The sequence below is a fragment of the Pseudomonas defluvii genome (assembly GCF_001695625.1).
Classification (GTDB): domain Bacteria; phylum Pseudomonadota; class Gammaproteobacteria; order Pseudomonadales; family Pseudomonadaceae; genus Aquipseudomonas; species Aquipseudomonas defluvii.
The window spans coordinates 33114-55674 of the sequence record NZ_MBPN01000018.1 but is presented as its reverse complement, the minus strand read 5'-3'; the positions used below and the strand labels follow the sequence as shown (position 1 = coordinate 55674).

General features: G+C 60.7%; 21 protein-coding genes. 6 read left to right on the top strand and 15 right to left on the bottom strand.

Annotation, left to right across the window (positions count from 1 at the left end; all coding sequences use genetic code 11):
• Window positions 1-238: 238 nt before the first annotated feature.
• The 9 genes from hflC to EKA13_RS07435 all read right to left on the bottom strand — a co-directional run bounded on the left by hflC (window position 239) and on the right by EKA13_RS07435 (window position 9655).
• Window positions 239-1108 carry a protease modulator HflC gene (gene hflC / locus EKA13_RS07475; RefSeq protein ID WP_065758759.1) on the bottom strand — a complete coding sequence of 290 codons (870 nt, stop codon included), beginning with the start codon at window positions 1106-1108 and terminating at the stop codon, window positions 239-241.
• Window positions 1108-2268: an FtsH protease activity modulator HflK gene (gene hflK, locus EKA13_RS07470; protein WP_065758758.1), complete on the bottom strand. Its 1161-nt coding sequence runs from the start codon at window positions 2266-2268 to the stop codon at window positions 1108-1110. Before hflK ends, hflC begins: the two co-directional genes overlap by 1 nt.
• Before the next feature lie 96 nt (window positions 2269-2364).
• Window positions 2365-3666: a ribosome rescue GTPase HflX gene (hflX, locus tag EKA13_RS07465; protein WP_065758757.1), complete on the bottom strand. Its 1302-nt coding sequence runs from the start codon at window positions 3664-3666 to the stop codon at window positions 2365-2367.
• 12 nt (window positions 3667-3678) lie between these two features.
• Entirely contained in the window at window positions 3679-3939 is a 261-nt protein-coding gene (hfq, locus tag EKA13_RS07460) for an RNA chaperone Hfq (RefSeq protein WP_065758756.1), read from the bottom strand.
• Between the two features lie 95 nt (window positions 3940-4034).
• Window positions 4035-5009, bottom strand: coding sequence for a tRNA (adenosine(37)-N6)-dimethylallyltransferase MiaA (gene miaA, locus EKA13_RS07455; protein WP_065758755.1), 975 nt, complete (start codon window positions 5007-5009; stop codon window positions 4035-4037).
• Between the two features lies 1 nt (window position 5010).
• Window positions 5011-6906: a DNA mismatch repair endonuclease MutL gene (gene mutL, locus EKA13_RS07450; RefSeq protein ID WP_065758754.1), complete on the bottom strand. Its 1896-nt coding sequence runs from the start codon at window positions 6904-6906 to the stop codon at window positions 5011-5013.
• Window positions 6903-8333, bottom strand: coding sequence for an N-acetylmuramoyl-L-alanine amidase (locus EKA13_RS07445; protein WP_176717405.1), 1431 nt, complete (start codon window positions 8331-8333; stop codon window positions 6903-6905). Before EKA13_RS07445 ends, mutL begins: the two co-directional genes overlap by 4 nt.
• A 3-nt stretch (window positions 8334-8336) precedes the next feature.
• Entirely contained in the window at window positions 8337-8807 is a 471-nt protein-coding gene (gene tsaE / locus EKA13_RS07440) for a tRNA (adenosine(37)-N6)-threonylcarbamoyltransferase complex ATPase subunit type 1 TsaE (RefSeq protein ID WP_065758752.1), read from the bottom strand.
• Window positions 8795-9655: an NAD(P)H-hydrate dehydratase gene (locus tag EKA13_RS07435; protein WP_065758751.1), complete on the bottom strand. Its 861-nt coding sequence runs from the start codon at window positions 9653-9655 to the stop codon at window positions 8795-8797. Before EKA13_RS07435 ends, tsaE begins: the two co-directional genes overlap by 13 nt.
• A gap of 63 nt (window positions 9656-9718) precedes the next feature.
• Between EKA13_RS07435 and queG the strand changes: the two genes are divergently transcribed.
• The gene (gene queG / locus EKA13_RS07430; RefSeq protein ID WP_065758750.1) at window positions 9719-10801 is read left to right on the top strand and encodes a tRNA epoxyqueuosine(34) reductase QueG; all 1083 of its coding nucleotides are present in this window, start codon (window positions 9719-9721) and stop codon (window positions 10799-10801) included.
• On the opposite strand, the gene EKA13_RS07425 is transcribed toward queG, so the two are convergent.
• Window positions 10802-11413 (bottom strand): trimeric intracellular cation channel family protein, encoded by a 612-nt coding sequence (locus EKA13_RS07425; protein ID WP_065758749.1) that lies wholly within the window; start codon window positions 11411-11413, stop codon window positions 10802-10804.
• A gap of 101 nt (window positions 11414-11514) precedes the next feature.
• A complete protein-coding gene (gene orn / locus EKA13_RS07420; RefSeq protein WP_065758748.1) occupies window positions 11515-12057 on the bottom strand; it encodes an oligoribonuclease in 543 nt (180 codons plus the stop codon).
• 93 nt (window positions 12058-12150) lie between these two features.
• Between orn and rsgA the strand changes: the two genes are divergently transcribed.
• The gene (gene rsgA, locus EKA13_RS07415) at window positions 12151-13182 is read left to right on the top strand and encodes a small ribosomal subunit biogenesis GTPase RsgA (protein WP_065758747.1); all 1032 of its coding nucleotides are present in this window, start codon (window positions 12151-12153) and stop codon (window positions 13180-13182) included.
• 76 nt (window positions 13183-13258) lie between these two features.
• Here the strand turns inward: rsgA and motB are convergent, their stop codons facing one another.
• Together motB and motA are read right to left on the bottom strand one after the other, a co-directional pair.
• Window positions 13259-14278, bottom strand: coding sequence for a flagellar motor protein MotB (motB, locus tag EKA13_RS07410; RefSeq protein ID WP_065758746.1), 1020 nt, complete (start codon window positions 14276-14278; stop codon window positions 13259-13261).
• A 3-nt stretch (window positions 14279-14281) separates the two neighbouring features.
• Entirely contained in the window at window positions 14282-15133 is an 852-nt protein-coding gene (gene motA, locus EKA13_RS07405; protein ID WP_065758745.1) for a flagellar motor stator protein MotA, read from the bottom strand.
• Between the two features lie 133 nt (window positions 15134-15266).
• Between motA and EKA13_RS07400 the strand changes: the two genes are divergently transcribed.
• The 3 genes from EKA13_RS07400 to asd are packed head-to-tail and all read left to right on the top strand — an operon-like array spanning window position 15267 to window position 18537.
• Entirely contained in the window at window positions 15267-16802 is a 1536-nt protein-coding gene (locus EKA13_RS07400) for an HDOD domain-containing protein (protein ID WP_065758744.1), read from the top strand.
• 46 nt (window positions 16803-16848) lie between these two features.
• Entirely contained in the window at window positions 16849-17664 is an 816-nt protein-coding gene (locus EKA13_RS28100; protein WP_065758743.1) for a rhodanese-like domain-containing protein, read from the top strand.
• A gap of 9 nt (window positions 17665-17673) precedes the next feature.
• The gene (gene asd, locus EKA13_RS28095) at window positions 17674-18537 is read left to right on the top strand and encodes an archaetidylserine decarboxylase (protein WP_065758742.1); all 864 of its coding nucleotides are present in this window, start codon (window positions 17674-17676) and stop codon (window positions 18535-18537) included.
• 64 nt (window positions 18538-18601) lie between these two features.
• Here the strand turns inward: asd and serB are convergent, their stop codons facing one another.
• A complete protein-coding gene (gene serB / locus EKA13_RS07385) occupies window positions 18602-19816 on the bottom strand; it encodes a phosphoserine phosphatase SerB (RefSeq protein ID WP_065758741.1) in 1215 nt (404 codons plus the stop codon).
• A gap of 135 nt (window positions 19817-19951) precedes the next feature.
• On the opposite strand from serB, the gene EKA13_RS07380 reads away from it, so the two are divergent.
• Window positions 19952-21454 (top strand): HAMP domain-containing protein, encoded by a 1503-nt coding sequence (locus EKA13_RS07380; RefSeq protein WP_065758740.1) that lies wholly within the window; start codon window positions 19952-19954, stop codon window positions 21452-21454.
• Window positions 21455-21764: 310 nt separating this feature from the next.
• On the opposite strand, the gene EKA13_RS07375 is transcribed toward EKA13_RS07380, so the two are convergent.
• Entirely contained in the window at window positions 21765-22475 is a 711-nt protein-coding gene (locus tag EKA13_RS07375) for a PqiC family protein (RefSeq protein ID WP_065758739.1), read from the bottom strand.
• Window positions 22476-22561: the final 86 nt, after the last annotated feature.

Genomic DNA, 22561 nt, shown 5'->3' with positions numbered 1-22561 from the left:
CCATTCCTCTTGGGTCCCGACGGCCTGTCCGCAGGCCCGCCTTGAGTGAAGCAGGTATCGCCTGACGCCGCCTGTACAGGCGCTTCAAGCCGGGGCGATACCCTCGAAAACCTTGCTGCGCTGCCGATCAAACATGCAGACGCAAAAAAGCCGGGAATTTCCCGGCTGCCGCATCATACACCCGTTTTCGCGCAGGATCACCCCGCCAGAGGTATTAGCCGCCCGGCGGGGTACATCATCAAGGCTTGGTCTTGCCCATGAAGCGGAAGAAATCGCTGCTTGGGTCGAGTACCAGCACGTCGCTCTTGTTCGCGAAGCTCTCACGGTAGGCCTTGAGACTACGGTAGAACGCGTAGAACTCCTGGTCCTGGCCGTAGGCCTTGGCATAGATGGCCGCTGCCTGGGCATCGCCATCACCACGCACCTCTTCCGACTCGCGATAGGCTTCAGCCAGCAGCACACGGCGCTGACGGTCAGCATCGGCACGGATACCTTCAGCCAGCTCGTTACCCTTGGCACGGTGCTCACGGGCTTCACGCTCACGCTCGGTGCTCATGCGCTCGAACACGCTGCGGTTCACTTCCTTCGGCAAGTCGATGGCCTTGACCCGAACATCGACGACTTCGATGCCCAGCTCCTTGCTGGCCATGCGGTTCAGCGAAGCGGTGATGTCCGCCATCAAGGCGTCACGCTCACCGGACACCACTTCGTGCAGGGTACGCTTACCGAACTGGTCACGCAGGCCGCTTTCCAGACGACGCGACAGACGCTCGTCGGCGATCTGCTTCAGACCCGAGGTAGCGGTGTAGAAGCGCTCGGCGTCCTTGACCCGCCATTTGGCGTAGGCATCGACCATCACGGCTTTCTTCTCCAGCGTCAGGAAACGCTGGGTCGGAGCATCGAGGGTCATCAGGCGGGCATCGAACCTGCGCACCTGGTTAACGTACGGCACCTTCACGTGCAGGCCAGGCTGAACGTCAGTTTTCACCACACGACCGAATTGCAGCAACACGGCGCGTTCGGTCTGGGCAACGATGTAGAAGCTGTTCCAGGCCACGATCGCCAGCACTACGCCAACGATCAGGGCGATCAGCGATTTATTGCTCATCAGCGGCTCTCCCTAGAACGCGACTCACGTTGCTGCTGTTGCAGGTCAGTGGCAGCACGGTTGGCTGCATCATTGACCGAGACCGGCACGCTGCTCACAGGACCACTACTGCGCGTGTTTTCGATCATCTTGTCCAGCGGCAGGTAGAGCAGGTTGCTCTGGCCGTCTTTGCCAGAGACCAGCACCTTGCTGGTGTTGCTGTAGACTTCCTGCATGGTGTCCAGATACAGACGCTGACGGGTCACCTCAGGCGCCTTGCGGTACTCGGCCACCAGCTTGGTAAAGCGATCCGCCTCACCCTTGGCACGAGAAACCACTTCGTCGCGATAACCGTTGGCGTCCTCGATGATACGCTGCGCCTGACCACGGGCTTCCGGCACCACGCCATTGGCGTAGGTTTCAGCCTGGTTGCGGGCACGCTGCTCGTCTTCACGGGCGCGAATCACGTCATCGAAAGCTTCCTGCACTTCACGCGGGGCTGCCGCGCTCTGCACGTTCACCTGAGTGACGGTGATACCGGTACGGTAGGTGTCGAGGAAACGCTGCAGGCGCTCCTTGATCTCGACCGCCATCTGTTCACGGCCTTCGGTCAGCACCTGATCCATCGCGGTGGAGCCCACCACGTGGCGCAATGCGCTGTCGGTCGCGTGCTGCAGGCTGACTTCAGGCTGATCGACGTTCAGCACGAAATCCTGCAGGTTGGTGATCTTGTACTGCACGGTCAACGGCACTTCGACGATATTCTCGTCTTCAGTCAGCATTTGCCCCTGCTTGGTGTAGGCACGCTCGCGGGTGACGTTTTCCATGTACTTGCGATCGATCGGCGGGAAGTAGATGTTCAGGCCCGCGCCAACCGTTTCGTAGTATTTGCCGAAGCGCAGAACGACTGCCTGCTCCTGCTCGTCAACCACATAGACGGCGCTGTAAAGCCAGATAGCCGCCAACACGGCGAGACCGACACCCAGCAGGCCAAAACCACCGCCCTTGCTGGTGCCGCTGTCGCCGCCACGTTTCTTGCCACTGCCGAACATACCGTTCAGGCTGTCCTGCAGCTTGCGGAAGGCTTCGTCGAGATCCGGTGGCCCTTTCTTGTCGCCACCACGGCGGCCACCCCAAGGGTCCTGATTGTTCGAGTTGCCACCCGGCTCATTCCAAGCCATAGCGCTCTCCATCTGATAAAGCAAAGACGCGCTCACGGCGCGCCGTCCAATGCTACAGAATGCCTGTCACGGCTGCCTGACCGCTAGGCCTGGCATTTATTGCAAAGTGTGTTGCTCGATGAAATCCAACGGTTTCATCCCTTCACGACTAACCAGTCGATTGAACTCTATTCGCGACAACCGCACCGCCAGCAGGCTGTTACCTTCTTCATCGTGTTCTTCGCTCTGCACCGCACCGAGCGCAAAGAACTGCGCACGCAATCGCGCATAGCGCTGCTCAAGGCGCAAGGTACCGATGAACAGGTCATCCCCCAGCAATTCGGCAATCGCCTGCCCGACCAGCTCCAGACCGCGTCCGTCACGTGCCGACACCCAGACACGTTGCGGTTTACCTTCTTGGTTACGCTGAATCTGAGGCTCTACACCTTCAAGCAGGTCGAGTTTGTTATACACCTCAAGTATCGGCAAGCCTTCAGCACCGATCTCACTGAGTACGGCCATGACTTGCTCTATCTGTGCCATGCGCTCCGGCTCATGGGCATCGATCACGTGCAACAGCAAATCAGAGTTGCTCGACTCTTCGAGCGTAGCTCGAAAAGCTTCAACCAGCTTGTGCGGCAGATGACGAATGAAGCCCACGGTATCGGCCAGCACGATCGGCCCGACATCGTCGAGTTCAAGGCGGCGCAAGGTCGGGTCGAGGGTGGCGAACAGCTGGTCGGCTGCATACACCTCGGAGGCGGTCAGGGCATTGAAGAGGGTCGACTTGCCGGCGTTGGTATACCCCACCAGCGAGACTGACGGGATGTCTGCACGCTTGCGTCCACGACGCGCCTGCTCTCGCTGGCTGCGCACCTTTTCCAGGCGTGCCTTGATTTGCCGCAGACGGACTCGCAACAGGCGACGGTCGGTTTCCAGCTGGGTTTCACCCGGGCCTCGCAGACCAATACCGCCCTTCTGTCGCTCGAGGTGGGTCCAGCCGCGTACCAGGCGCGTGCTCATGTGCTCTAGCTGAGCCAGCTCAACCTGCAGTTTGCCTTCGTGGGTACGTGCGCGCTGGGCGAAGATATCGAGAATCAAACCGGTACGGTCAAGCACGCGACACTCGAAAACGCGTTCGAGGTTACGTTCCTGACTGGGCGTCAGGGTGTGATTGAAAATCACCAGGTCCGCTTCTTCGGCTTTGACCAGGTCGCGCAACTCCTCGACCTTGCCAGTGCCAATCAGGAATTTGGCGGAAGGCTGGTGTCGCGTCACCGTGACGAACGCAACGATATCGGCACCTGCCGACACTGCCAGCTCCTGAAACTCCTGCGGGTCTTCGCGCGCCTCAGGGTCCTGACCTTCCAAGTGAACGAGGATCGCCCGTTCACCACCACCGTGGCGCTCAAAGAACAAAGCAGACTCCTATCAGGCGTTACCTGGCTCAGCGTCACCGTGTTCGGCATCAGCTGCGCTTGGCAGACGGATTGGACGCACTGGAACCACTGTCGAGATAGCGTGCTTGTAAACCATTTGGCTGACGGTGTTCTTCAGCAGAATCACGAATTGGTCAAACGATTCGATCGTGCCTTGCAGTTTGATGCCGTTGACCAGATAGATCGAGACCCCGACCTTTTCTTTTCGCAAAGTATTCAAGTAAGGGTCTTGTAGCGAATGCCCTTTTGACATGTGCCGCACTCCTGTAAGGATCAATAGTAAGAAAATTCAAAAAAACTGATGGCTCAGGCCGCCCCACCCCAAGGATAGACGGCAATTGCAAGGACTCAGCTCAATATGGAGGCCGATCCCAAGTATTTCAAGGTGCGAGACAGATTGTCGCAAGCCAGGCTATCCAGCCAGTGCAGATCAGCCCAACTACGCAACCAGGTAAACTGCCGCTTCGCCAACTGGCGAGTGGCAATAATGCCGCGCTCCTGCATTTCAACTGAAGTCAACTTGCCATCGAGATGATCCCATACCTGGCGATAACCGACTGCTCGTATAGACGGCAATCCGGCATGCAAGTCACTTCTGGCACGCAGCAATCGGACCTCATCAACGAAGCCCTGTTCCAACATTTGACCAAAGCGCAGTGCAATTCGCTCATGCAGAACCTGCCGGTCCTTCGGTGCGATCGCCAAACTGGCGACAGTATAGGGCAATTGCCCCTGTCCCGACGCGCCTAGTACGCTACTTTGCGCAGATTGACGCTCTCGATGGGCCGTCATGCTCAAGCCGCTGACCCGATAGACCTCCAGCGCACGCATCAGCCGCTGCGGATCATTGGGATGAATACGCGCCGCCGATACCGGATCGATGGCCGCCAGTTGATCGTGCAGGGCTTGCCATCCAAGGCGCTGGGCTTCGTCTTCGATTTCCGCCCGCACCTGCGGATCGGCGGGCGGCATATCAGCCAACCCTTCGAGCAGCGCCTTGTAGTACAACATGGTACCGCCCACCAACAGCGGGATATTGCCCCGCGCAGTGATTTCAGCCATGGCTTCCAGGGCATCGCGCCGGAAGTCCGCGGCCGAATAGCTCTCGGCGGGGTCCAGAATGTCGATCAGGCGATGCGGGTGAGCCGCCAGAATATCCTTGGACGGCTTGGCCGTGCCGATATCCATACCGCGATAGACCAGCGCAGAGTCAACGCTGATCAGTTCGCAGGGCAATACTTTTGTAAGTTCGATGGCCAGATCGGTCTTGCCCGCGGCAGTCGGGCCCATCAGAAAAATTGCCGGCGGCCTGGAAGCAGGCATATCAACGACCACGCAAGAACAGTTTGTCCAGGTCATCCAGGCCCAATTGGGTCCAAGTCGGACGACCATGGTTACATTGACCGCTGCGCTCGGTGTTTTCCATATCGCGCAGCAAGCCATTCATTTCTGCCACCGCCAGGCGGCGATTGGCACGCACCGCGCCATGACAGGCCATGGTGCCCAACAACTCGTTCAAGTGTGCCTGAATACGGTCACTGGTGCCGTACTCCATCAGGTCGGCCAAGACATCCTGAACCAGGCGATTGGCTTCAGCCTGCTTGAGCAAGGCCGGAATTTGCCGGATTGCCAGGGTTTCCGGGCCAAGGCGCTGCAACTCGAAGCCCAGGCGCTGGAACCACTGGGCATGCTCTTCAGCACAGTCAGCCTCACGCTGACTCAATGCCAGCGACTCCGGCACCAACAGTGGCTGCCCACTAAGCCCCTCACTGGCCATGGCGATTTTCAGGCGCTCATACATGATCCGCTCATGGGCCGCATGCATGTCCACCAGCACCAGCCCCTGAGCGTTTTCGGCCAGGATATAGATACCCTTGAGCTGGGCCAGGGCATAGCCCAACGGCGGAATGTCGCCCTGGCCTTCCGGCAAGGCGACCGCTGCAGTTTCGGGCAGAGGGGCAAAGAACTCGCGGTAGACACTCTGGGTTTCCGCCGTTGGCATCGGCGAAGCAGGGCGCGGGGTGTACTGATACCCGTAACCGGCACCCGAACCACTGCCGGCCGGACGAGACACAGGCTCGGCCACAGGCTGCTCGAGCAGGTTGGCCGCCAGGCGCATCTCGCCCTGAGGACCAAACTCGCCCGCCGCCAGCCCACTCGGCCGAATCGCTTCAGGCACTGCCGCAGGCGCCGCCACCTGATCTTCCGGACGAACATCAGCCAGCGCCCGGTGCAACGTGCCGTAGAGGAAGTCATGCACCATACGGCCGTCACGGAAGCGTACTTCGTGCTTGGTTGGATGCACGTTGACGTCGACACCCGTAGGGTCAACTTCGAAGAACAGCACAAAGGTCGGATGCCGGCCGTTGAACAGCACGTCGCGGTAGGCCTGGCGTACCGCATGAGCCACCAGCTTGTCGCGCACGGCCCGACCGTTGACGAAGAAATACTGCTGGTCTGCCTGGCTGCGGGAGAAGGTCGGCAAGCCGACCCAGCCCCACAGGTGCAAGCCGTTACGCTCGATCTCGATCGGCAACGCCTGCTCAAGGAACGCGGGGCCGCAAACCGCGGCAACGCGCCGCGCCCGAGCCACATCGTCATTGGCCTCATGCAGGCTCAGGATGGTCTTGCCGTTATGGCGCAAGTGGAACGCCACATCGAAACGTGCCAGCGCAAGGCGCTTGATGACTTCCTGAAGGTGATCGAATTCGGTCTTTTCAGTCTTGAGGAACTTGCGCCGGGCCGGCGTATTGAAGAACAGGTCCCGGACTTCCACCGACGTTCCTACCGGATGCGCCGCAGGCTGCACCCTTGGCGCCATGTCGCGCCCCTCGGTTTCGACCTGCCAGGCCTGGTCGGCGTCACGGGTGCGCGAGGTCAGGGTCAGGCGTGCAACCGAGCTGATCGACGCCAGCGCCTCACCGCGAAAACCCAGGCTCATTACCCGTTCCAGGTCTTCGAGGTCGCGAATCTTGCTGGTAGCGTGGCGTGCCAGCGCCAGTGGCAGATCATCGGCAGAGATACCGCTACCGTCATCACGCACGCGCAGCAGTTTGACCCCACCCTGCTCCACGTCCACATCGATACGCCGGGCGCCGGAATCAAGACTGTTCTCCAACAGTTCCTTGATCACCGAAGCCGGACGCTCAACAACTTCACCGGCGGCAATCTGGTTGGCGAGCCTAGGGCTAAGCAGCTCGATTCGAGCGCTGGTATTCATTGCTGGGCCGCCAGGGTGGCACTGGGAATGTCCAGGTTCTGACCAACCTTCAGTTCATCGGTCTTGAGGCTGTTGGCACTGCGCAGCGTCGCCACGCTGACCTGATAACGCACGGCAATCATCGCCAGCGTTTCGCCAGGACGCACCACATGTTCACGTGGCCCCTGGGCGATCTTGCCGCTGTCACGCAGCCAGGCCACATAGGTGCCCGGCGGCGGGTTTTGCTGGAAGAACTGCCGCACGCCACTGTGGATAGAACGCGCCAGCGACTGCTGATGGCTAGGCGTGGCCAGCTTGGACGCCTCGTTGGCGTTAGAGATAAACCCGGTTTCCACGAGGATCGACGGGATATCCGGCGACTTCAGCACCATGAAGCCTGCCTGTTCAACCCGACGCTTGTGCAACGGGGTGATACGGCCAATGTTACCCAGCACCTTTTGCCCAACGTTCAGGCTGGAACTCAGCGAGGCGGTCATCGACAGGTCGAGCAGTACGCCGGCAAGCATGCGGTCCTTGTCGTCCAGGCTGACGTTACCGGCACCACCGATCAGGTCGGAACGGTTCTCGCTGTCCGCCAGCCAGCGCGCGGTTTCCGACGTCGCACCACGGTCGGACAAGGCAAACACCGAGGCACCGAAAGCTGCCGTGGAGGGCGCCGCGTCGGCGTGGATCGAAATGAACAGGTCGGCGCCTTTCTTGCGGGCAATCTCGGTACGTTTACGCAGCGGGATGAAGTAGTCGCCGGTACGGGTCAGTTCGGCGCGAAAGCCCTTCTCGGTATTGATCTGGCGCTGCAGTTCCTTGGCGATCGCCAGGACAATGTCTTTCTCATGCTGGCCACGCGAGCCCGAGGCGCCCGGGTCTTCACCGCCGTGACCGGCATCGATGGCGATGACAATATCGCGCTTGCCGTTCGGTACCGGCGGCAATTTGATCGCAGGCTGCGCAGGCGTGACCGGAACGGCAGGCGCGGTTGCAGTGGTCGGCGGCGGTGCTGGCGTCGACGGCGAGGTATCGGCGTCCTGATCGAACAGGTCCACCACCAGGCGGTTACCGTACTGCTGATTCGGAGCCAGAATGAAACTCTTGGGGTTGACTGCCTTGCTAAGGTCAATCACCACACGCAGGTCAGTCGGGGTACGTTGCGCCGAGCGCACACTGGTAATCGGGGTATTGGCAGTGGGAAGCGACAGCGGCGCGGCCATGGTAGCGCCGTTGATGTCGATCACCAGGCGATCCGGCGCACTCAGCGTGAATACGCTGTGCTGCACAGGCCCCGACAGGTCGAATACCAGCCGCGTGTTGTCCGGCGCCCGCCACAAACGCACGCTTTTGACTTGAGTGACGGCCAAAGCGTCAACGGTCACGACCGTAAGCAATAGTCCTACGACGGCAACCAGTGCGCGAATGCGCATACCTATCCCCATTTTCTATTTGAATTCCAAGGCCAGAGCGACACACCAGGCTTCGCCGCGCGAGCCCTGCGGCAACAGGTTCAGCGAACGACCGCCCGCTTGTGGGCTTATGGTAATGGTCAGGTCAGGCTTTGGCAAAATGCCCGCCCCCTTTTGGGGCCACTCCAGCAGACACAGGGCGTCATCATCAAAATAGTCACGAATGCCCATGTACTCGAGCTCTTCGGGATCGACCAGACGATATAGGTCAAAGTGGAAGGCGCGCTTGTCACCTATCTCATAGGGTTCAACCAAGGTGAACGTCGGGCTTTTCACCGCGCCATGATGCCCAAGCCCACGGATAATGCCGCGCGACAGGGTAGTCTTGCCCGCCCCGAGGTCGCCCTCGAGAAAGATCACGCCGCGACCTTCAGTCACCTCGGCAATACGTGCGCCGAAATCGACCATGGCCTGCTCATCGGCCATAAACAGGGTTACACCTGACACGCTGAATGCTCCTCCAACAACTGACGAATCTCTGGAATCAGGTCACTGGCCGCCAGGCCACGCCCTTTTTCACCCTGCCGCTCTCCGGCACGGGCATGCAACCAAACACCCAGACAGGCGGCCTGCCATGGCGCCATTCCCTGCGCCAGCAGTGCCCCCAGCACACCACTGAGCACATCACCCAAGCCTGCTGTCGCCATGGCCGGATGCCCATGCTGACACATGGCCAGATGACCATCCGGAGCGGCAACCAGGCTGCCGGCGCCCTTGAGAATGCACACCGCCGCATACTTGCGTGCCAGCTTGCGTGCCGCCCCGGCCCGATCCGCCTGCACCGCTTCGGTGGCGATACCCAGCAAACGTGCGGCCTCACCCGGATGCGGCGTCAGAATGCTATGGGCGGGCACCGACAAGGGCGAGCGCGCCAACAGGTTCAATGCATCGGCATCCCACACCTGCGGCAACGCCACATCAACAAGGGCTGACAACAGGCTACGGCCCCAAGCCGCCTGCCCCAGACCGGGCCCCACCACCAACACCGAGGCACGTGACAACGGCGCCATCAACTGGTTGGCCGACTGCACACCCAGGCTCATCACTTCCGGCAACCGCGCCTGCGCTGCAGCCAGGTGTTCGCCACGGGTCGCCAGTGAAACCAGCCCGGCACCACAGCGCAGGGCAGCCTCTGCGGCCAGAAGCCCGGCACCGCCGGTACCGCGATCCCCGCCGATTACCAGCACATGACCAAACTGGCCCTTATGTGCATCAACGGGTCGTGCTGCCAGCAACGGCAGGCTGTCGCCCTCAAGCGTCAGCACGTCTTTTGCGATGTGTTTGGTATGCGGCATGCGTACTGGGCTCCGATGTCTGGCAGAATTATACGCACCTGAGTCCTGATTGCCTTGTTTAGCATGCCTGTTCCTGTCACTGATCTTCCCGCCCTGGCCCAATCCATCAAGGAATGGGGCCGCGAGCTTGGCTTTGCCCATGTCGGTATTGCCGGGGTGGCACTTGGCGAGCATGAAAAACACCTGGAGCGCTGGCTTGAAGCCGGTTACCACGGCGAGATGGACTACATGGGCGCCCACGGCAGCAAGCGCTCGCACCCTGAGGAACTGGTGCCCGGTACACTACGGGTGGTTTCGCTGCGCATGGACTACCTGCCGGGCGACACCCAGATGGCACAACGCCTGGCACAACCCGAAAAAGCGTACATTTCCCGCTACGCCCTGGGCCGCGACTATCACAAGCTGGTCCGCAAGCGTGTTCAACAACTGGCCGAACGTGTCCAGCAGGCTATTGGCCCCTTTGGCTTTCGCGCCTTTGTCGACAGTGCCCCGGTGCTGGAAAAAGCCATCGCCGAGCAGGCCGGGCTCGGCTGGATCGGCAAAAACACCCTGCTGTTGAACCGCAAGGCCGGCAGCTACTTCTTCCTTGCCGAACTGTTCGTCGACATTCCACTGCCCGTCGACCCGGCACAGACCAGCGAGCATTGTGGTCGCTGCAGTGCCTGCCTGGATATCTGCCCGACCAAAGCCTTCGTCGGCCCCTATGTACTGGATGCCCGACGCTGCATTTCCTACCTGACCATCGAGCTGAAAAACGCCATCCCCGAAGACCTGCGCGCCCTCATTGGCAACCGGGTCTTCGGTTGCGACGACTGCCAGATTGTCTGCCCCTGGAACCGATTTGCTCGCCCAACCGAAGAGCGCGACTTCAAGCCTCGACACAACCTGGACAACGCCGAGTTGGCCGAGCTGTTTCTCTGGGATGAAGAAAAATTCCTGGCCAGCACCGAGGGCTCGCCGTTGCGCCGGGCCGGCTATGAGCGCTGGCTGCGCAACCTTGCCGTGGGCCTGGGCAACGCGCCCTCGAGCATTCCCGTGCTGGAAGCCCTCAAGGCGCGTCGCGACTACCCTTCCGATCTGGTACGCGAGCACGTCGAGTGGGCGCTAAGGCAACATGCCGAGCGGTTGTCACCCCTGTCGGTTTGATCATTGCTCGTCGTTGTAATGGAACTTGGGCATTTCCCAGTGAAAGCGAATGGCCAATAGGCGCAACAGGAAGCCGCCGAACAAGGTGAGCAGAATGGCCTGCTCGCCTGGCAGCTCCAGCGCAACGCAGGCCAGATAGCACCAGGCCGCCGCGAAAGAGACGCTGGCATAGAGCTCACGACGGAATATCAGTGGGATGTCGTTGCAGAAGATGTCGCGCAGGATGCCGCCGAAGACCCCGGTAATGACCCCACTGATCGAGGCAACCAAAAAGCTCTGGCCCATTTCCAGGGCAGTCATGCAGCCAATCAGGGTGAAGGCCACCAACCCCAGCGCATCAAGCACCAGGAACAGCGAACGCAGGTGGCGCATCAAGGGGGCAATGAAGATAGTGACCAGCGCCGCAACACTGGTCAGCACCAGGTACTCGGGGTGCTTGACCCAGGTCAGCGGGTAATGCCCCAGCAGTACATCCCGCACCGAGCCACCGCCCAGTGCGGTAATGCAGGCGATCAGCACCACGCCGAACCAATCCATGCCGCGACGACCGGCCGACAACGCACCCGTCATGGCTTCAGCGGTGATTGCAATCAAGTAGAGCATCAACAACATGGTGCAGATCCGAGCAAAGGGGCGCGCAGTCTACCCAGTTGCCCGCGGCACCAAAAGGGGGCGCACGGAGGATAATCCGCACACCCGGGGTGCACACCGCATCAGAACTTGATGAAGTGCTCGCGGTAGTGACGCAGCTCGGCAATGGATTCGCGGATGTCGTCCAGCGCCAGATGGGTTCCACCTTTCTTGAAACTGTCGCGGACCTCAGGCGCCCAGCGTGCGGCCAGCTCCTTGAGCGTTGAGACGTCGAGATTACGGTAGTGGAAATAGTTTTCCAGCTCACGCATGTGGCGGTAGAGGAAGCGGCGGTCCTGACAGATGCTGTTGCCACAGATCGGCGACTTGCCCTTCGGCACCCACTGCTCGAGGAAGGCCAGGGTCTGTGCTTCGGCGGCGGCCATGTCGATCTTGCTCTCCCGTACACGCTGAGTCAGGCCCGAAGCGCCGTGGGTACGGGTGTTCCACTCGTCCATGCGCGCCAGCACCTCATCACTGTGATGGATCGCGATGACCGGCCCTTCAGCCAGGGTATTCAGGTCACTGTCGGTGACAATCGTGGCCATCTCGATGATGACATCATGATCAGGGTCCAGACCGGTCATTTCCAGATCGATCCAGATCAGGTTCTGGGGGTTCTGCATACAGTGTGCTCCTCAACGTAGCTGCGCAGTTTAGCCTAGTGGAGCATGCTAAACTCCAGACCGATTTAATATTGCCTCCCGCACGGAACCTTCATGGCCAAACGCCAGCTCAATCGTCGCCAAAACTGGCGTATCGAAAAAATCCAGGGCGAACGCGCTGCACGCGCCGCCAAACGCGAACAACAAGCCATGGAGGTACTCGAAGGTGGCGACTTGGGGCCCGAGCAACTGGGCCTGGTAATCGCCCACTTTGGCGTACAAGTTGAAGTCGAAGCCCAGGACGGCGAACAGGTCGGCCAGGTCTTTCGTTGCCACCTTCGCGCGAACCTGCCAGCACTGGTAACCGGCGACCGCGTCGTCTGGCGCGCAGGCAACCAGGGCATTGGCGTGATCGTGGCGCAAATGCCGCGCAGCACCGAACTGTGCCGCCCAGACTCGCGCGGCCAGCTGAAACCGGTGGCGGCCAACGTCGACCTGATCGTGATCGTCTTCGCACCAATGCCCGAACCGCATGCCAACCTGATCGACCGCTACCTGGTAGCCGCCGAGCACGCCGGCATTCGCCCCTTGCTCCTGCTGAACAAGGCCGACCTGATCGACGAACAGAACGCCCCGGCACTCAATGCACTGCTGGCGGTGTACCGGCAACTGGGTTACCCGCTGCTGGAGGTTTCGGCCCACCATGGCGACGGCATGCAACAGTTGCAGTCCCAACTCGACGGCCATATCAGTGTGTTCGTCGGCCAGTCGGGGGTGGGCAAGTCATCGCTGGTCAACAGCCTGCTACCCGAGGTGCAAGCCCGTGTTGGCGCGCTGTCCGAATGGTCAGGCCAAGGCACCCATACCACGACGACCGCCCGCCTCTTCCACTTCCCCGGGGGTGGCGAACTGATCGACTCACCGGGTATCCGTGAGTTCGGCCTGGGCCATGTCAGCCGCGCTGATGTCGAGTCGGGCTTTATCGAGTTCAATGACCTGCTCGGCACCTGCCGCTTCCGCGACTGCAAGCATGATCGCGAACCCGGCTGCGCCCTGCTCAAGGCACTGGAAGACGGGCGCATCCAGCAGCAGCGCATGAACAGCTACCGCTCGATCATTGCCAGCTTGCCGCAAGACAGCTACTAAGCAGTAACGAGCCCGTCAGCACACAGCAAAACGCCCGCGCAGATCGCTCTGCGCGGGCGTTTTGAGTACCTTGGACTTAACGTTTGCCCGGCTCGTCCATCTTCAACACACCATCCTCGAAGATGTTCAGCTTCTGGCGCAGTTCATGTGGCTGCATGGGCTCGGGCTCTGGTGCAGTAGCACCGCTGGAGCCGCCCGGCGAAACCGGTGCACCACCTGGCTGAGCGCCATCCGGCGCGGCAGGCGCCTGCTCACCCTCCATCGCACGCTGGGCCTTCTTGGTCAGCACGATGATGTCGATACGACGGTTAACCGGATTGAACGGGTTAGCGCGATCAAACAGCGACGACGACGCATAACCCACTACCCGAGCGACCTGGGTGTCCGGGTAACCGCCCGCCACCAGCGCACGCCGAGCGGCGTTGGCACGGTTGGCAGAAAGCTCCCAGTTACCGAAATCACCCGTACCGGCGAACGGCTTGGCATCCGTGTGGCCACTGATGCTGATCTTGTTCGGTACGGCCTTGATCGTATCGGCCATGGCCAGCAGGATATCTTCGAAATAAGGCTGCAAGCGCGCACTGCCCAAATCGAACATCGGCCGGTTTTCCGCATCCATGATCTGGATACGCAGGCCGTCCTGGGTAATCTCGAAGAGGATCTGATCCTTGAACTTCTGTAGCTGCGGGTTTTCTTCGACCTTGTTTTGCAGTTCCTGCAGCAACAACTCCAGACGCTCACGCTCAACCTGTTCGGCCATGGTTTCGACCTTGTCCTTATCCAGCTGGATGCTGGTGTCAGGCGTTGGCTCGGACTTCACCTCAGGGTTGATAGTCTTTTCAGGGGCCAACTGAGGCGAACCGCCCAGGTCGATAATGTACGGCGTACCACTTTCAGAGAACCCTATCGGGTCCTTGAAGTAACCTGCGATGGCAAGCTTCTGTTCCGGCGTGGCCGTCGACAGCAGCCAGAGCACCAGAAAGAACGCCATCATCGCCGTCGCGAAGTCGGCGAACGCAATCTTCCAGGCGCCACCGTGATGGCCAGCGTCAAAGCGTTTGACGCGCTTGACGATAATGGGCTGATTGTTCTCCATGGCTTAGCGACCGCGAACCGCTTGTTCCAGCTCAGCGAAGCTCGGACGATGCGACGGGAACAGCACCTTGCGACCGAACTCGACAGCCAGCGATGGCGGCATGCCCGACGCCGAGGCGACCAGCGAAGCCTTGATGGCCTCGTAGACATTGAGTTCTTCACGGGCGTCATGACGCAGCGTATTGGCCAGTGGACCGAAGAAACCATAGGCCGCGAGAATACCGAAGAAGGTACCGACCAGCGCCGCGCCCACGTGCAGACCGATGGATTTCTGATCGCCATCACCCAGCGAGGCCATGGTCACCACGATACCCAGTACGGCAGCCACGATACCGAAACCCGGCATACCGTCGGCAATACCCGTCACCGCGTGCGACGGATGCTCAAGCTCTTCCTTAAGGCTCAGCAATTCCATGTCGAACAGGCCTTCCAGCTCGTGAGGAGCCATGTTGCCGGTAGACATGATGCGCAAGTAGTCGCAGATGTACGCGGTCATGCGTTCATCCTTGAGCACAGCCGGGTACTTGGCAAAAATCGGACTGGCCGCCGCGTCTTCGATATCGGCTTCAATCGCCATCATGCCTTCACGACGGCTCTTGTTGAGGATCTCGTAGACCAGGCCCAACACCTCGATATAAAAGGTGTGCGTGAAGCGCGTGCTGAACATCTGCAACGATTTTTTGACCACGTGCATGGTCATATGGCCAGGGTTGGCCTGCAAAAACGCACCGAATGCAGCACCCCCGATGATCAGCACTTCGAAAGGCTGAATCAACGCAGCGATTTTGCCGTGAGAAAGCACATATCCGCCAAGCACACTCGCGAATACGACGATGATGCCGATAATTTTAGCCATAGTTTAAAGCACTTACTGTCGTGGTCAGGGTCGGGGGGGGGCGGAAGCTCGAAAACTCTTCTTCTACTTATCGGCACTTCTGCGCCAGACTATAGCCAGTCAAGGCGAAAAGCCAGTTCAGGCGCCCTACAGCATGCCTAATGAAACTATCGTGCCAAATAAAACCCCAAAAACACTCGATGCCTGGGTCAGGCTTCTAGACAGCGCTCGCCTTCCGGTACCCCGCGACAGCCATGCACGGGTTCGTGCGGCAATCAGCGACAACCGAAGCTCGTTACGTGACATTGCCGAGCTGATGCAGGGCAGCCCAGCGCTGGTGTTGAGCGTGATCCGCGAGGCCAATCAACACACTCATTCGAGCATGAGTGAACCGGCCGAGAGCCTGGAAATCGCCCTGAACAGGTTGGGCCTCAAGCGCACCGAAGAACTGCTTGAGCGCTTGCCCACCCTGGATCAGGCGCAGATCCCGCAACCCCTGCGGCAGTTGCAGATGGTCAGCCAGCATGCCTGCACGCAAGCCAATGGCCTCTTCGCCAATCGACTGGCGCGACTATGGCAGGAAATCCACTGGGGCAGCCTGCTGTTCCTGTCACCGCTCTGGCCTCTGGCAATCACTTACCCCAAGTTGCTTGAAGAATGGGAAGTGCGGGTTGTCCACAAGAGCGAGTCATCAACAGCCGTTGAGCACGAGTTGTTCGGTGTGCGCCTGCTCGCCATCTTCCAGGCCCTGGCCAATCATTGGCGCCTGCCAAACTGGGTCACTCAGGGCTATCACTTGCTGCAGGAGGAGCGCGAACTGCTGGCCAAGGTCACCCACATTGCGCGTGATGACGACCCGCTGCATCAACAACAGCAACTGGACGATGATCCCGGTTTGCGACGCTGGTTCAACCAGCCGGCCAACACGGTGCTACTGGCCAATGGCTTGGCGCTGTCGGCCCAGGTGGCCTGGACCAGCCCGCACAACGTTCGCTGGGAGTACCTGATCAGCCTGTACTTGCAAGAACCTCTCGACGCGGTACAGCAGCAGATTCACCAACACGCCGCCAGCAGTGCCCGCAGCCACGCAGACGCCGACCTGTTCCACCCGGCGGAAGCATTGATCTGGCCGTGGGAGGCACGCCGTATCCCGCGCGGCCTGTTGCCAGCGGCGCCGCCGTCAACCGAGGCACTGGGTGCCTGGCGCAAGTACTGCGCCGAACTGCTGGCCGAACCCAGCCCCTTCACCAACGCCATGCACCTGACGACTCACGCCCGGGACGCGCTGCTCGCCTGCGGCATGCAGCGGGTGATGCTACTGATGACCGACAAGAACCTGACCCACCTGCGCGTTCATCAAATTGCCGGCCTGGCCAAAGAGGCTGCCAGCCTGAACCTGCAGATCGATCAGAGCAAAGTGCTGCAACGCCTGCTGGCTCAGTCAGCCCAACTGCGCCTGACCCCGGAAAACAACGCGCAGTTTTCTGCACTGTTGCCGGCCAGCCTGCGCAGCCTGTTCAAGGGCAGTCACGTGCTGTTGCGCTCGCTGTCGAGCCATGGCCGGGTCGTCATGCTGCTGGTGGCCGACCAAGGCGGCGCGCCCTTCTCGGAAATCAGCGTGCAAGCCTTCGGCAAGACCGCGCAATGCATCGAACGCGCCCTGAACAACTTCAGCAATCGCAGTGCCTGACCCATGCGCTACAATCGCCCCCTCTCTTTCGACGTGGAGACCCTGGATGACTGACTTTTCTGGCTTGCCCCTGGTGATCGAGCCCGCTGACCTGCAGGCTCGCCTTGAGGCCCCGGAGCTGATTCTGGTCGACCTGACCAGCGTCAACCGCTACGGCAGTGGACATATCCCGGGGGCGCGCTTCGTTGATCCCAAGCGCACGCAATTGGGTCAGCCTCCTGCGCCAGGCTTGCTGCCGGCCAAAGCTGACCTGGAAAAACTGTTCGGCGAGCTCGGGCATAACCCCAATGCCGTCTATGTCGTGTATGACGACGAAGGTGGCGGTTGGGCCGGGCGCTTCATCTGGCTGCTGGACGTAATCGGCCACACGCGTTACCACTACCTGGATGGTGGCCTGCATGCCTGGCATGGGGCAGGCCTGGCCCTGTCCACCGATGTGCCGGCCAGCGCTGGCGGCCCGGTCAGCCTGCGCCTGAACGACGCACCGACAGCCACCCGCGAATACCTGCAAAGCCGCCTCGGCGCAGCCGACCTGGCAATCTGGGATGCGCGTAGCCAACTGGAATACAGCGGTGAAAAGGTCCTCGCCGCCAAGGGCGGACATATCCCCGGCGCGGTCAATTTCGAGTGGACCAAGGGCATGGACACCGACAACGCCCTGCGTATCCGCAAAGACATGCCGCAGATCCTCGAGCAACTGGGCATCAGCAAAGACAAGGAAGTGGTTACCCACTGCCAGACACATCACCGCTCCGGCTTTACCTACCTGGTGGCCAAGGCCCTCGGCTACCCACGGGTCAAGGCGTATGCCGGCTCATGGGGCGAATGGGGCAACCATCCGGACACGCCTGTAGAAGTTTAAGGAAACCCAATGAAATCCCGCTTGTTCATCATCAGCCAGTACCTGCTGCCGCATCACCTGCTTTCGCGCCTGGCAGGCTGTATTGCCGAGTGCCGCGTGCGCTGGTTCAAGAATGCGTTCACCCAATGGTTCGCCAAACGCTACCAGGTCAACATGAGTGAAGCACTGGTCGAAGACGTGACCGCCTACGAGCACTTCAACGCCTTCTTCACCCGCGCGCTGAAACCGGATGCACGCTCACTGGACACAACTCCAGGGGCGATTCTCTGCCCAGCCGACGGCGCTGTAAGCCAGCTCGGCCCTATCGAGCACGGACGCATTTTCCAGGCCAAAGGCCACAGCTTCAGCGCCCTGGAACTACTGGGCGGCGATCCAGCACTTGCTGCGCCGTTCATGGGCGGCCAGTTCGCCACCATCTACCTGTCGCCGAAGGACTACCACCGCGTGCACATGCCACTGGCCGGCACACTGCGCGAGATGGTCTACGTACCGGGTCGCCTGTTCTCGGTCAACCAGACTACCGCCGAAAACGTACCGGAGCTGTTTGCCCGTAACGAACGCGTGGTCTGCCTGTTCGACACCGAACGTGGCCCGATGGCCGTGGTGCTGGTGGGTGCAATGATCGTGGCATCGATCGAAACCGTTTGGGCGGGCCTGGTGACACCGCCGAAGCGCGAGCTGAAAACCTTCCGCTACGACGACGCCGCCCGTGCGCCGATCCACCTGGAGAAGGGTGCGGAGCTGGGACGTTTCAAACTGGGTTCGACCGCTATCGTGCTGTTCGGTCAGGATCAAGTGAAATGGGCTGAAGAGCTGACAGCAGGTTCTGCTGTACGGATGGGCCAAGGCCTGGCACTGCCTGCACAAGCCTGACGCTACAGACAGACATGCGCCCCAGGCCGGGGCGCATGTCATGCGGGGCTAACCAGCAGCGTGATCAGCCACGACCGTGGCGGTCACGCATGCCCAGCAGGTACAACACACCGTCCAGGCCCAATGTCGAAATCGCCTGCTTGGCCGACTGCTTGACCAGCGGTTTGGCCCGGAACGCAACACCCAACCCTGCAATGGCCAGCATTGGCAGGTCATTGGCACCATCGCCCACGGCAATGGTTTGCTCCATCTGCAAGCCTTCCTTGCGTGCCAGCTCGGTCAGCAGATCAGCCTTGCGCTGTGCATCGACAATCGGCTCTACCGCCACACCGGTGACCTTGCCATCGACGACTTCCAGCTCGTTGGCATAGACATAGTCAATACCCAGACGGGCCTGCAACTGCTTGGCGAAGTAGGTGAAGCCGCCGGACAGGATGGCGGTCTTGTAGCCCAGGCGCTTGAGCTCGGCAAACAGGGTCTCGGCACCCTCGGTCAAACGCAGCGACGCACCGATTTCATCCAGCACGCTGACATCCAGCCCTTTGAGCAACGCCAGGCGCTCCTTGAAGCTGGCCCGAAAATCCAGCTCGCCGCGCATCGCGCGCTCGGTGATCTCCGAGACCTGCTCACCCACACCCGCAGCCTTGGCCAACTCATCAATGACTTCGGCTTCGATCAGGGTGGAGTCCATGTCGAATACCGCCAGACGACGGTTACGGCGGAACAGCGAGTCCTGCTGGAAAGCGATGTCGACGTTCAGTTCCTGAGCCACGCTGAGAAATTCGGCGCGCAGGGCTTGGGGGTCGGCGGGTTCGCCACGTACCGAGAACTCGATGCAACCCTTGCTCTTTTCCACCGGCGTATCCAACGCAACGCGGCCGGACAGACGGTCGATGTGGTCGATATTCAGGCCGTATTGCGCGGTAATCGCGCTCACTCGCTGCACTTGCTCAGCGGTTACCTTGCGGGTCAGCAACGTAACGATATGCCGTGGCTTGCCCTGACCCTCTACCCAGGCCTGGTAATCGGCTTCGGAAACCGGCGTAAAACGCACCTGCTGATCCAGCTCGTAGCCAGCGAACAGGATGTCCTTGAGGACCGAAGAGGCATGCTCGCTTTCTGGAATTTCGACCAGAATGCCAAAGGACAGGGTGTCATGAATCACCGCCTGACCGATATCGAGGATGTTCACACCGCTCCTCGCCAGGACACCGGTGATGGCGGCGGTGAGACCCGGACGGTCCTCACCAGTGATGTTGATCAGGACGATTTCGCGCAAGACGGGCTCCGACTCGTTGAAAAAAAGCGCATTCTACCGACTTTCACTGACTATCGGGCACCGCCGATACTTTGCCGCCCTGTAGCTGCTCGCTATACTGCGCAGCAACTTAACCGACATAAAGAGCCGCGCTCTGTGAACCGGCCTACGCCTGTAAAAACCGACAACTTCTTCCTGCTGATCTTTCGTGCCCTGCGCCAGCGCCGAGTACCGTTGGCGCTGCGGATCGCCTGCCATAACGTCTTCCTGGTCGCCTTGGCACTGGTGATCTATGCCGTTGTGATGGGCCTGCAGTTCAAGGAAGCCATGCATGAACAGGCTGATGCCCTGGGCCAGAGCCTGACGACCCAGACGGCCACCTCGGCTACCGAACTGCTGGTGTCCAACGACATCCTCAGTCTCAACGTGCTGCTGGGCAACCTGGTGAAGAACCCGCTGGTGGCCCACGCGGCCATCTACAGCGTCGATAACCGGATTCTGGCCGAGGCTGGCCAGCGCCCGAAAAACGGCCTGCTGGGCGAAGCGGAAGGCCTCTACCAGACCAAAATCACCTTCCAGGACGTGACGGCAGGGCAACTGCGCATCAGCCTGGACATGAGCCAGTTCCAGCAACCGCTGACCATCAGCCTGCAAAGCATGGGCATTCTGGCCGGTATCCTGCTGGCACTGGCACTGGCCTTGAGCCTTCGTCTGGGGCGTTTCATCTCCACGCCGCTGCTGCAACTGCGCGTATGGCTGCGTGACCTGAATGAATTCACCCCGGCCACTGAGCGCCAGGACGAGATTGGCGACCTGGCGCGCCAACTGCATGCCCGCTTCGCGCCGCCGCCGCGTGAGGTAGAGCCAGAAGCAGAGGATGACGACTTGCTGGAAAGCGAGGCGGACGAACCGACATTTGAAGTGCGTAATCTGCGCGACCCAAGCTTTGACGAAACCCCAGCCATTGCACGCCCTACCGTCCGAGCTGTCGTGGACGAGGACGAGGACGACGAGGCGTTCGCCGACCTGCATGATGACACCGACGTCGCCCGCCCGGCCCCGCAAGCAGTTGCACGCCCACCGCAGGCCAGTGCAGTTCTGGCCATACAACTGGGCTCGCAGGAACAACTGCGTCGCCTACCACGCGCGCGCCTGACTGAACTGCTGGAACGCTACCGCGACTGCCTCGACCAGGCCGCCTCGCTGTATGAAGGCGAAGTGCAGACGCTCAATGACGGCAGCACCCTGATGCTGTTCCACCGCCAGGACAGCGGTGACGACTACCTGACCAACGCCATTTGCTGCGGCGAACTGCTGCGCGCACTCGGCCATGCACTGCAGATCGAGGTCGCGGACAGCGGCATCACCCTGCAACTGCAGCTGGGTCTGGTGTTGGGTGAAGGCCTGCATGGCCTGAGCCAGATCGACCTGCTGCTGACCGAAAAGGCCCAGGATGCCCTGGCCTTGTCCCAGCACAGCCGCAATTTGTTACTGGTCGAACGCAAGATCAGCGACGACGCCCTGATTCGCCAGCGCGCCCGCATTCGCCCGATCGCCAGCCCTGAAGGGGCCTGCTGCGTCGAACGACTGATGGAACCTTATCCATCGATGCTGGAACGCCAACTGGCACGCATGCACGAAAGCCGCGTCAAGAACTAGCCCACCCACCGATGCAGGCTTGCCTGCGATGACGTCAGCGCAGGCGCCAGTGATTACGCGGCGCCTGCATCGTTGGCAAGCCAACTCCCACAGGAGTCCGCGCAGTACACTGCATTCTGTGGGAGTGCCTGCGATGGCGCTGGCGGAGTGTCAGTAAGTGCGCAGCGCCTGCATCGTTGGCAAGCCAACAGGGGGCCGCGCAGAACGCTACATCCCTGCGGGAGCAGGCTTGCCTGCGATGGCGTCAGCACGGGCACCCGTAAGTGCGCAGCATCGACAGCCGGAACCCGCATCACTGCGGGCTCGTTCTTCAGAAGCGGAACACTTCCATTTCGGTGCGGATTGGCGAAGCCAGCGGGATCTTCGACTTTTCAGGCCCCTCCTTGCGCACCTGCACAGGAGCAGCCTTGCGTGGTGTTTCTTCGACCACAGGCGGCTGATTGGCCAGCGGTTTGAGCGCAGCGCTCAACTGTTCAGACAATCGCTGCAGCAACACACCCTGAGCCTTGACCTGATCAGCAGAACTGCCCAGATGCCGTTCCTCAAGGTGGATGATACGGTTGTCACGAACCTTGCCACGACGGTCAATCAAACGCCACTGGGCATCCAGAATGGCAGGCTGATGCACGCCCGAATCCAGACGTGTGATCGACAGCAGCACTTGCACGTCAGGACTGAAACCCGAGGTGGCCGGCGCCAGCACGACGCGATGGCTGTCCAGACGCCAGGCCAACTGACGTACCAGCAGTTGATCGATGTCAGCCGACAGGCTGCCTGCCCAACGACCATCGGTAGCAGCAGTCAGGCTGCCATCCGCCTGACGCTGCAGGAAGGTTTCACGTTGCAAGTAATCAGCAACCGACACCGGCCCCAGCACAACGGCCATGCCGCCCGCCTGTTTAGGCTGCTCAGGCTGACCATCGTCGAGCTGATACAGCGCAACCGGTTGATGCATGCTACAGCCAGCCAGGCCCAATACCCCTGCCAGCAGTAGAACAAATGGAAGGCGCAGAAAAGTCATCATCCCATCCAGGCGGTCGCCACTCGGCTCACCGCAGTGATACACATAAATTCACTCGGGCACCCAACTACCTGGGCACCACAAGG

Bases quoted from the DNA above. Each gene is read 5' to 3' on its own strand.
- hflK (WP_065758758.1), bottom strand. From the start codon at position 2,268: ATGGCTTGGAATGAGCCGGGTGGCAACTCGAACAATCAGGACCCTTGG.
- EKA13_RS07435 (WP_065758751.1), bottom strand. From the start codon at position 9,655: ATGCCGCATACCAAACACATCGCAAAAGACGTGCTGACGCTTGAGGGC.
- EKA13_RS07445 (WP_176717405.1), bottom strand. From the start codon at position 8,333: ATGGGGATAGGTATGCGCATTCGCGCACTGGTTGCCGTCGTAGGACTA.
- asd (WP_065758742.1), top strand. From the start codon at position 17,674: ATGAAATCCCGCTTGTTCATCATCAGCCAGTACCTGCTGCCGCATCAC.
- hfq (WP_065758756.1), bottom strand. From the start codon at position 3,939: ATGTCAAAAGGGCATTCGCTACAAGACCCTTACTTGAATACTTTGCGA.
- mutL (WP_065758754.1), bottom strand. From the start codon at position 6,906: ATGAATACCAGCGCTCGAATCGAGCTGCTTAGCCCTAGGCTCGCCAAC.
- hflC (WP_065758759.1), bottom strand. From the start codon at position 1,108: ATGAGCAATAAATCGCTGATCGCCCTGATCGTTGGCGTAGTGCTGGCG.
- queG (WP_065758750.1), top strand. From the start codon at position 9,719: ATGCCTGTTCCTGTCACTGATCTTCCCGCCCTGGCCCAATCCATCAAG.
- EKA13_RS07400 (WP_065758744.1), top strand. From the start codon at position 15,267: ATGCCTAATGAAACTATCGTGCCAAATAAAACCCCAAAAACACTCGAT.
- motA (WP_065758745.1), bottom strand. From the start codon at position 15,133: ATGGCTAAAATTATCGGCATCATCGTCGTATTCGCGAGTGTGCTTGGC.
- miaA (WP_065758755.1), bottom strand. From the start codon at position 5,009: ATGCCTGCTTCCAGGCCGCCGGCAATTTTTCTGATGGGCCCGACTGCC.
- orn (WP_065758748.1), bottom strand. From the start codon at position 12,057: ATGCAGAACCCCCAGAACCTGATCTGGATCGATCTGGAAATGACCGGT.
- EKA13_RS28100 (WP_065758743.1), top strand. From the start codon at position 16,849: ATGACTGACTTTTCTGGCTTGCCCCTGGTGATCGAGCCCGCTGACCTG.
- EKA13_RS07375 (WP_065758739.1), bottom strand. From the start codon at position 22,475: ATGACTTTTCTGCGCCTTCCATTTGTTCTACTGCTGGCAGGGGTATTG.
- motB (WP_065758746.1), bottom strand. From the start codon at position 14,278: ATGGAGAACAATCAGCCCATTATCGTCAAGCGCGTCAAACGCTTTGAC.
- EKA13_RS07425 (WP_065758749.1), bottom strand. From the start codon at position 11,413: ATGTTGTTGATGCTCTACTTGATTGCAATCACCGCTGAAGCCATGACG.
- rsgA (WP_065758747.1), top strand. From the start codon at position 12,151: ATGGCCAAACGCCAGCTCAATCGTCGCCAAAACTGGCGTATCGAAAAA.